The following is a 9,144-nucleotide window of genomic DNA, read 5'->3' on the forward strand; positions in this document are numbered from 1 at the left end:
CCGAGACCGACCGCGCGCTGGAGCTGCGCACCCGCGACCGCCAGCGCAAGCTGATTTCCAAGATCGACGCGGCGCTGCGCCGGATCGACGAGGGCGAGTACGGCTATTGCGAGGAGACCGGCGAGCCCATCGGTCTGCGCCGCCTGATCGCGCGCCCGACCGCGACTCTGTCGCTCGAAGCGCAGGAGCGTCACGAGCGGCGCGAGAAGGTGCATCGCGACGATTGACGCGGCGCGCCTGCGGGCCGCCCCCTGGAGCGCAAACCGAGCCGAGAGAATCGATCAACCGGGTTTTTCTTTTGAAAACAATGGGTTCCACCTGGGGCCTGCGTCTTTCAGGTCGATCTCCGCTCTAGAATGGCGGTGGGTCGTCGAAGCGCATCCAGCGCCCGTCCGCCGGGTGTCGGATTTCCAGCGCGCGCGCATGAAGCTGCAGGCGGCCCGCGCGCAGGGACTGCGGCGCGTAGAACGGGTCGCCGAGGATCGGGTGGCCGAGACTCAGCATGTGGACGCGCAGCTGGTGGCTGCGGCCGGTGAGGGGGCGCAGCTCGACGCGTGTGGCGTCGGGCTCTCGCGCCAGCACGCGCCATTCGGTGCGCGAAGGCTTGCCCGCCTCCAAATCGACCCGCTGCATCGGGCGGCGCGGCCAGTCGGCGCGCAGCGGCAGATCGACCGTTCCGGCCTCCGCCTCCATCCGCCCGGCGACGCGCGCGACATAGATCTTGCGCGTGCGGCGGTCGGCGAACTGGGCGTTGAGATGGCGCAGAGCAGCCGGATTCCGCGCCATGGCGACGACGCCCGAGGTCTCCAGATCGAGGCGGTGGACCGTGCGCGCGCCGGGATGGCGGGCCTGCGCGCGCGCCTCCAGACAGTCGGCGAGGTCGGGGGTCTTGCCCGGCACGCTCAGCAGGCCGCTCGGCTTGGACAGGACCAGCAGGTCGGCGTCGATGTGCAGCACGCTCAGCCACGGCGCCATGGGCGGGCGATAGTCCAGCTGCGGGGGGCGCGTCGCGTCCGCTTCGGGCGCGGCGGGGTCTGAGGGGGGCATCGCTCGCTTCGTCCGGATCGGCGCAGAGCAGCCCTCTAGCCCAACAGCGCAGCGCTGCGAAGAGGCGGCGGAGCGCGGGCGGCATTTCAGGCCGCCCGCCGGAACTGCGGGCCGAGGCGCGCGAGGCCGAGGGCGCGGCGCGGCGGCGGTCCGCACGCCTCCCATGCGTCGGGCGGGCCGGCCTTGTCGCGCAGCAGCTCCAACCGCCAGCGCGGCGCGCCCCCCGCGCGCGCCCAGCCGGGCAGGGGATCGACGCGCCAGCGCGTCTGCACCGCCGGCGCGGCGCCCCCGGTCGGCGTCAGGATCAGGCAGAGCGGCGGCGCGGGCGCGCGCGCGCCTCCCCGCATGCTCGCCTGCGCGGCCAGCGTCAGCCGCCGCACCGGGGTCAGCGCAGGGGGCGCGTCGGGTTCGAGCGCGACGAGGGGCGCCGCGCCGGAGCGCAACGCCTCCTCCGCCGCCCACAGCGCCTCGACGCCGCGCCGGCACTCCACCAATACGATCCGCCCGGGGTCGAAAAAGCCCGCCAGCCCGTCGGCGCAGGGCGCGCCTTCAGCCCAGGGCCCGCGGATCCAGATCACCGGCCCGGCGAGCCGCGCCGCCGCCATCGCCGCGAGGACCCGTCGCGACGGGCCGAACGCCTCATGCGCGCGCCCCAGCGCCAGATGCGGGCCGTCCGACGACAATGCGAGACGCCCTGTCGGATTCTGAGCCATCCGTCGGAGTCCCTTCGCAAAGAATCACTCTATGTTCTATATATATTCATAACATGATCCATAATTTCCCGCAAAGGGGGAGTTCTATCCGGAAGTGTTTTCGAAATGTTCGATCCGGCGCTTGGCGCGGGCAGTCGGAAACGACGACGACCCGGCGCAAGGCCGGGTCGCACTGAAATGTCGTCGGGCGGCGCGCATCTCCCCGTCGGGAGCGGCGCTTCAGATCAGGCGGCGTCGGCCAGTTCGGAGTCGGAGCCGTCGTTCAGCCGCAGCGCGCTGGAGACGCGCTCGCCGCGCCGCACGAAATCGGCGAGGCCCGCGACTGCGCGCTCGGTGGGGTCGATGCCCGCGCAGGACAGCACGAGCCGGCCATCCTTGCTGCGCGCCCAGCGCGTCACCGATTCGACCCCCGCGCCGGGGCCGATCTTCTTCTCGTCGCGCACGGCGTCGTCGAGCACCGCGAGCACCACGGCGCTGAACATCTTGCGGGCGCGTTCGCCCTGCGCATGCCCCCAGGCGAGGGCGTCCATTTCGTCGAACATCGAAAGCTCCACTCCCCGGCGACATCGCCCGTCGACGGCGGATTGCGTTGCGTGATCAGATTTGTTGAGGACTATATGCCGTCACATCAGCGTCATGTCATCCCATTTTCCGCAACCCTGCCATGCGTTGGGCGCAGGGCGCGGAACTCGGCGCGAGAGTTGAGCGGCGAATGCGCCCGCGCATTGCGCAGTTGGTGGCCGTTCCCGCGCCATCGGCGCGCGCGCCGGGCGCCATCTTCAGGCAATGGTTGTTTTTTACGCTCAAGGGCGGGAAATCGCCGCCTCGACGCTTGACGCCGGGCGGCTGCGTCGCTTTGCTCCACCCATGGCGCGCTGCGCTGCCTGGGGTACGAAACCCAAACCGCCCGCATGAGGCGGGCGACTGACAGGGAAAGAGCAACAGATGAAAGCAAGACACCTGATCGGCGCGGCGACCGCCGCCGGCCTGATCGCCGGCGCCGCGACGGCGGCGACGCTCGACGATGTGAAGGCGCGCGGACACGTCCAGTGCGGCGTTTCGACCGGCCTGCCCGGCTTCTCGTTCACCAAGGCCGACGGCGACTGGGACGGCTTCGACGTCGCCGTCTGCCGCGCCGTGGCGGCCGCAGTGTTCGGCGATGCGACCAAAGCGCGCTTCACTCCGGCGACGTCACAGGTCCGCTTCACGCTGCTCGCCTCGGGCGAGGTGGACATGCTGTCGCGCAACACGACCTGGACCTTTTCGCGCGACGTGGACCTCAAATTCGATTTCCTCGGCGTCAACTATTACGACGGTCAGGGCTTCATGGTGCCGAAGGCGCTCGCCCTGACCTCGGCCAAGGAGCTCGACGGCGCCACCGTCTGCATCCAGACCGGAACGACGACGGAGTTGAACCTCGCCGACTTCTTCCGCGCCAATAACATGTCCTACGATCCGGTGCCGGTCGCGGACGACAAGGAAGCGCAGCAGAAATATTTGTCCAACGCCTGCGACGTGTACACCACCGACGCGTCGGGCCTCGCCGCCGTCCGCGCCACCTTCGAGGCGCCGGGCGACCATGTCGTGCTGCCCGAAATCATCTCCAAGGAGCCGCTCGGTCCGCTGGTGCGTCACGGCGACAACGACTGGGGCGACATCGTGCGGTGGTCGCTCAACGCGATGATCGCGGCGGAAGAGCTCGGGATAACGTCGGCGAACGTCAAGGAACTCGCCGCCGCGCCCGGCGACAATCCCGAAATCAACCGTCTGCTCGGCACCGAGGGCTCCCTCGGCGCGATGATGGGTCTGCCGAACGACTGGGCCGTTCAGATAATCTCGCAGGTCGGCAATTACGGCGAGATGTTCGATGCGCATCTGGGTCCGGACACCGCCATCGGCCTCTCGCGCGGACTGAACGCGCAGTGGACCGACGGCGGCCTGCTCTACGCGCCGCCCTTCCGCTGAGACGACGACGGCGCGCCGGGACCCGGCGCGCCGCCCCGCCCTTCGGAGCATCGCCATGACCTTCGCCGCCGAGCCGCCGCGCCCGACGTTCCGCATCGACATGCTCTGGAACGACGCGCGCTATCGCTCGACCTTCATCCAGGCCGTCGCCCTGATGGTCGTGATGCTGGGGGTCGGATGGCTGACCAGCAATGTGGTCGAGAACCTCGCGGCGCTCGGCAAGGACTTCCGCTTCGGCTTCCTGTGGGAAACGGCCTCCTACGACATCAACCAGCGCCTCATCGACTACACGTCGCGCGACACGCACGCGCGCGCGGCGCTGGTGGGCATTCTCAACACGCTGCTCATCGCGGTTCTCGGCTGCGTCGCCGCCACGATCGTCGGCGTGCTCGCCGGCATTGCGCGCCTGTCGAAGAACTGGCTCGTCGCGAAGCTGATGACCGTCTATGTCGAGGGCTTCCGCAACGTCCCCGTGCTCATCTGGATCCTGATGATCGCGGCGGTGGTCAACGACACGCTCCCGCCCCCCAGCGCCTATCGCGGCGAGGAGACGGGCGCTTTCGTGATGACCAATCGCGGCTTCTACGCGCCTCGCCCGATCTGGGGCGACGGCTCGCTCGCCGTGGTGGTCGCGGCGCTGGCCGGGCTGATCGGCGCCATCCTGTTCCGACGCTGGGCCGCGGCGCGTCAGGCTGCGACGGGCGAACAGCTGCCCCGCGGCTGGATCACGTTGCTGATCGTGGCCCTGCCGCCGGTGCTGGCCTTCTTCGCGACGGGTCGCCCGATCGGGCTGGAATATCCCGAGCTGCGCGGCTTCAACTTCGTCGGCGGGATCATGATGCGCGACAGCCTGATCGCTCTGTGGCTCGCGCTCTCGCTCTACACCGGCGCCTTCATCGCCGAGATCGTGCGCGCGGGCATCCTGTCGGTCAGCCAGGGTCAGACCGAGGCCGCCTATGCGCTCGGGCTGCGGCCGAACCGGACGATGAACCTTGTGATCCTGCCGCAGGCGCTGCGGGTGATCATCCCGCCGCTGATCTCGCAGTTCCTCAACCTCACCAAGAACAGCTCGCTCGCCATCGCCGTGGGCTACATGGACGTGACCGGAACGCTCGGCGGCATCACGCTGAACCAGACCGGGCGCGAGATGGAGGCGATCCTGCTGCTGATGGCCTTCTACCTGACCGCCTCGTTGACGATCTCGAGCGCGATGAACTGGTACAATTCCCGCGTCAAGCTGGTGGAGCGCTGAGATGGCCCGCAGCGTCGCCTATGTCGCCGATCGCGTCCTGCCCGACGCGCCGCCGCCGAGCTCCTCCATCGGTCCGGTGCACTGGCTGCGCGAGAACCTGTTCTCGACGCCGCTGAACGCCGCGATGACGCTGCTGGGCCTCGGGCTCATCCTTTGGTTCGTCCCCGGCGTGATCCAGTGGGCGGTGCTGCACGCGGTGTGGAACGCCAGTTCTCTGAGCGAATGCCGCGAGATCATCACGGCTGCGCATGGCGAGGGCGCGCGGGGGGCCTGCCTCGCGGTGATCCGCGAGCGGTTCCCCCAGCTCATCTACGGGTTCTACCCGGTGGAGGAGCGCTGGCGCGTCAATGTGACGGCGATGGGGTTGATAGCGGCGCTCGTGCCGCTGCTCTACCCTGACATGCGAAACCTCGTCCGCATCGCCGCCGCAGTGGTGGGGGTGAAGCTGGTCTGGACGATTTGGGCGGTCGCCAGCGGCGCCGACGACGTGCTCTCGGCGCTCGGCCCGACGGCGATCGTCATGGCCGTCGCAGGCGGTCTCGCCTGGGTCTTCGGCGGGCCCGAGCACCGGCGCTGGTGGTTCCTGTATGCGAGCCTGTTCCCGGTGATCGCCTATTTTCTGCTCTGGGGGGGGATTCTCGGCCTTGAGCCCGTCACCTCGCGCCAGTTCGGCGGGTTCCTGCTCACCTTCGTGATCGGTGTGATCGGCATCGGCGCGTCGCTGCCGATCGGAATTCTGCTGGCGCTCGGCAGGCAGTCGAACCTCCTGTTCATCCGCACGCTCTGCGTGGGCTTCATCGAGTTCATTCGCGGCGTGCCGCTGATCACGTTGCTCTTCGTCGCCTCGACGCTGCTCAACTACTTCCTGCCGCCGGGTACGAACTTCGACCTGATCCTGCGCGTGCTGATCATGGTGACGCTGTTCGCCAGCGCCTATATGGCCGAGGTCATCCGCGGCGGACTCGCGGCGCTGCCCAAGGGCCAGTACGAGGCCGCGGACGCGATGGGGTTGACCTACTGGCAGTCGATGCGCCTCGTCATCCTGCCGCAGGCCCTCAAGATTTCGATTCCCGGGATCGTCAACACCTTCATCGGCCTGTTCAAGGACACCACGCTGGTCTCTGTCATCGGCCTGCTCGACCCCCTTGGGCTGACCAAGCCGATCCGCGCGGACACCAACTGGAACGGCATCGTCTGGGAGCTCTACGGCTTCGTCGCCGTGACCTTCTTCGTGTTCTGCTGGGGCATGTCCCGCTATTCCATGCAACTTGAGCGGCGCCTGCGCGCCGGCGACCGCCGCTGAGGAGAGACGCCATGGCAGACGCCGCGGACACCGTCGCCGAGACCCGCACCGTCGACCGCAGCCGGATGCGGATCTCCGACGAGATCGCCATCGAGATCGTCGGCATGAACAAGTGGTATGGCGAGTTCCACGTCCTCAAGGACATCAACCTCACCGTCTACAAGGGCGAGCGGATCGTGATCTGCGGCCCTTCGGGCTCAGGCAAGTCGACGCTGATCCGCTGCATCAACCGGCTGGAGGAGCATCAGGCCGGGCAGATCATCGTGGACGGGATCGAGCTGACGTCGGATCTCAAGAAGGTGGACGAAATCCGCCGCGAAGTCGGCATGGTGTTCCAGCACTTCAACCTGTTTCCGCATCTGACGATTCTCGAGAACTGCACGCTGGCGCCGATCTGGGTGCGCAAGACGCCCAAGAAGGAAGCCGAGGAGATCGCGATGCACTACCTTACCCGGGTGAAGATCCCCGAACAGGCGCACAAATACCCCGGGCAGCTGTCGGGCGGCCAGCAGCAGCGCGTCGCCATCGCGCGTTCGCTCTGCATGAAGCCCAACATCATGCTGTTCGACGAGCCGACCTCCGCGCTCGACCCCGAGATGATCAAGGAAGTGCTGGACACGATGATCGGGCTGGCGGAAGAAGGCATGACGATGCTCTGCGTGACGCATGAGATGGGGTTCGCGCGACAGGTGGCCAATCGGGTGATCTTCATGGATCGCGGTCAGATCGTGGAGCAGAACGAGCCGGAAGAGTTCTTCAACAACCCGCGCAGCGACCGCACCAAGCTGTTCCTGAGCCAGATTCTCGGACACTGACATGACGACACATCGCGGGCTCGCGGCGATGCTCGCCGCAACCCTGACGCTCGGGGCCTGCGCGACGCCGCCGCCGGACAGCGCCGAGGCGGTCCCCGCCGAGACGACGCCGCTGGTCTTCTATACGGCGGGCCCCGGCGACGTGATGCTCGTCGCCGACCCCTGCGCCGCGGAAACCTGCGCCGCCGCTGCAGGCGCGCCGCTCCCGGGCATGACCGAACTCGTCTATCTCGGGATGCGCAGCCCGACCGAGGCGGTGTTTATGCGGCGGCAGGTCGCAATCCATCCCGGCCCTCTGAAGCCGACCGAGATCCCCGGTCTCATGGTGCCCGACCGGGCGGAGACCCCGACGGGCGAGGGCGCCTTCATCCCCCGCGTCGCGACGCGGTTGCCCGACGGCGCCGAGGAGATCGTGATGGACCCGGTCGCCGGCGTGCAACTCGGCGCCGATCATGTGGTCGTCGACATCTCCGCCGTGACCCCGGGCAGGATCGTCTATGTGATCGACGAGGTCTGAGCGCTCAGACCAGCTCGCGCGGGATGGCGAAGGCGTGGAAACGCGCCGCGCCGAACGCCACGTCCGACCAGCGGTCGACGTCGAAATCCATCACGGCGCAGGCCGCAGTCGGGAATTTCTGGAACGCGCGCGCGCAACCCGGCGGCGTGTCGATGCTCGCGAGCTTGCGCGCGAACGCGCCGATGCCGGGTTGGTGGCCGACGATGGCCACCGTCCCGGCGCTATCGGGGGCCGCGCGCAGCAGGCGCAGCAGCGTCTCGGGGTCGGCGTGATAGAGGTCGCGCAGGATCTGCGGCGGGGGCGATTGCGGCAGCATCGGTTGCGCAGCGCGCCATGTCTCGATGGTGCGCGCGCTTGACGAACAGAGCACAGCGTCGGGGAGATAGCCGCGCCACGCCAGCCACGCGCCCATCAGCGGCGCGGCCAGTTGGCCGCGCTGGGTGAGCGGGCGGTCATGATCGGCGAGGTCGGGATCCGCCCAGCAGGATTTGGCGTGGCGGAACAGAATCAAACGGCGCATGAGCGACATACCGCAGAGTTGTCGCAGTTTCGTCAAGCAGTTGTCGTTGTTGGCGCCGCGGCGATCAGCGGCGTGCGAATTGCGCGAGCGCCTCGGCTTCGCGCGCGGGCCGATCGGAGAATCCCGCGCTGACGCCCCTCAGCAACGCCTCCCCCAGGCTCTGCGCGTCAGGCGCCGACAGCGCGCCGAGCGACAGGCGGCCGCCGGCGCGCGCCACGTCGACCTCCGCGCGCCACGTGGTCGGGCGACGCTGCGGCCCGGAGAACTGTCCGATCACGACGCTCACGATCTCGCCGGAGCGCGCGTCGACATAGTCGAATGCGACTTCGCCCCGGTCGTACATGCGCGAGAGAAGTGCGATGCGCGTCGGGACGGACAGGGACGCCAGCTCCCGCCCGGCGAGCGCGACATGGCCTCCCGTCGCGCAGACAAGGCCGGAGATGGCGCAGAGCGACGCTTCGACCGCGCTGATGTCGGCGGGATCGTCGATCGGTGACAGCCGGGCGGTCGGAAATGCGATCACAGTCATGCGCGGCAAAATAGCGCAGCTTGTCCGAGTCGGACAGGCGTCGTCTCAAAAGCCGCGCATTTTCCTCAGCATGCGCGCGTGAAAGCGGGCGCGGCTTTCGGGGGTGCTGTCGTCCATCCGGTAGTGGGCCAGATAGAGGGTCCGGCACCTCGGCGCGAGCAGCGCACGGCAACCGCGCAGCATCAGGTTGCGCCCCGGCGCGCCCATCAGCTGCGTGAGCCACCAGCTCGCCCCGCAGGTCGTGACGACGCCGATCTTGCGGATGTGGGTGAGGGCGGGGCGGATCGGCTTCTCCGGCTCCAGCGTAAAGGCGACGCCGGGCAGCCAGACGCGGTCGAGCCAGCCCTTCAGCATCGCCGGGAGCCCGTACCACCAGGTCGGATAGACAAAGAGCAGCGCCTCCGCCCAGCGCAGCGCCGCCACATGCGCCGCGACCGGGTCGACGTTGCGGCTCTGATCCTCGTAAGCGCGCCAGTCCGCGCG

12 protein-coding genes are annotated in these 9,144 nt (G+C 68.6%); 6 read left to right on the forward strand and 6 right to left on the reverse strand.

Annotated elements, in window-relative coordinates:
- Window positions 1-227: TraR/DksA C4-type zinc finger protein (locus V7Q31_RS15505; protein ID WP_333834769.1), on the forward strand; the 227-nt coding region annotated here is incomplete at its 5' end.
- 124 nt (window positions 228-351) lie between these two features.
- Here V7Q31_RS15505 and V7Q31_RS15510 read toward each other — a convergent pair.
- From V7Q31_RS15510 to V7Q31_RS15520, 3 genes are all read right to left on the reverse strand, one after another.
- Window positions 352-1,047: an RluA family pseudouridine synthase gene (locus tag V7Q31_RS15510; protein WP_333834770.1), complete on the reverse strand. Its 696-nt coding sequence runs from the start codon at window positions 1,045-1,047 to the stop codon at window positions 352-354.
- A gap of 86 nt (window positions 1,048-1,133) precedes the next feature.
- Complete coding sequence (locus tag V7Q31_RS15515; protein WP_333834771.1) at window positions 1,134-1,760, reverse strand: ImuA family protein; 627 nt, start codon at window positions 1,758-1,760, stop codon at window positions 1,134-1,136.
- 224 nt (window positions 1,761-1,984) lie between these two features.
- Window positions 1,985-2,302 (reverse strand): DUF6280 family protein, encoded by a 318-nt coding sequence (locus V7Q31_RS15520; RefSeq protein ID WP_333834772.1) that lies wholly within the window; start codon window positions 2,300-2,302, stop codon window positions 1,985-1,987.
- Window positions 2,303-2,705: 403 nt separating this feature from the next.
- Here V7Q31_RS15520 and V7Q31_RS15525 point away from each other — a divergent pair, with 403 nt between their 5' ends.
- The 5 genes from V7Q31_RS15525 to V7Q31_RS15545 are packed head-to-tail and all read left to right on the forward strand — an operon-like array spanning window position 2,706 to window position 7,612.
- On the forward strand, window positions 2,706-3,725 hold the full coding sequence (locus V7Q31_RS15525) for an amino acid ABC transporter substrate-binding protein (RefSeq protein WP_333834773.1): 1,020 nt from the start codon (window positions 2,706-2,708) through the stop codon (window positions 3,723-3,725).
- Window positions 3,726-3,780: 55 nt separating this feature from the next.
- Window positions 3,781-4,977, forward strand: coding sequence for an amino acid ABC transporter permease (locus tag V7Q31_RS15530; RefSeq protein WP_333834774.1), 1,197 nt, complete (start codon window positions 3,781-3,783; stop codon window positions 4,975-4,977).
- A gap of 1 nt (window position 4,978) precedes the next feature.
- Window positions 4,979-6,280 carry an amino acid ABC transporter permease gene (locus V7Q31_RS15535; RefSeq protein ID WP_333834775.1) on the forward strand — a complete coding sequence of 434 codons (1,302 nt, stop codon included), beginning with the start codon at window positions 4,979-4,981 and terminating at the stop codon, window positions 6,278-6,280.
- An 11-nt stretch (window positions 6,281-6,291) separates the two neighbouring features.
- Window positions 6,292-7,095 carry an amino acid ABC transporter ATP-binding protein gene (locus V7Q31_RS15540; RefSeq protein WP_333834776.1) on the forward strand — a complete coding sequence of 268 codons (804 nt, stop codon included), beginning with the start codon at window positions 6,292-6,294 and terminating at the stop codon, window positions 7,093-7,095.
- A 1-nt stretch (window position 7,096) separates the two neighbouring features.
- Entirely contained in the window at window positions 7,097-7,612 is a 516-nt protein-coding gene (locus V7Q31_RS15545; protein WP_333834777.1) for a hypothetical protein, read from the forward strand.
- A 4-nt stretch (window positions 7,613-7,616) separates the two neighbouring features.
- On the opposite strand, the gene V7Q31_RS15550 is transcribed toward V7Q31_RS15545, so the two are convergent.
- From V7Q31_RS15550 to V7Q31_RS15560, 3 genes are all read right to left on the reverse strand, one after another.
- A complete protein-coding gene (locus V7Q31_RS15550) occupies window positions 7,617-8,132 on the reverse strand; it encodes a SixA phosphatase family protein (protein WP_333834778.1) in 516 nt (171 codons plus the stop codon).
- Window positions 8,133-8,196: 64 nt separating this feature from the next.
- Window positions 8,197-8,661, reverse strand: a complete 465-nt coding sequence (locus V7Q31_RS15555; protein ID WP_333834779.1) for a hypothetical protein — start codon at window positions 8,659-8,661, stop codon at window positions 8,197-8,199.
- 45 nt (window positions 8,662-8,706) lie between these two features.
- Window positions 8,707-9,144 (reverse strand): NAD(P)H-dependent oxidoreductase (locus V7Q31_RS15560; RefSeq protein ID WP_333834780.1); only part of this gene is annotated, 438 nt, incomplete at its 5' end.

It is taken from the genome of Rubrimonas sp., from assembly GCF_036788415.1.
GTDB lineage: Bacteria > Pseudomonadota > Alphaproteobacteria > Rhodobacterales > Rhodobacteraceae > Rubrimonas.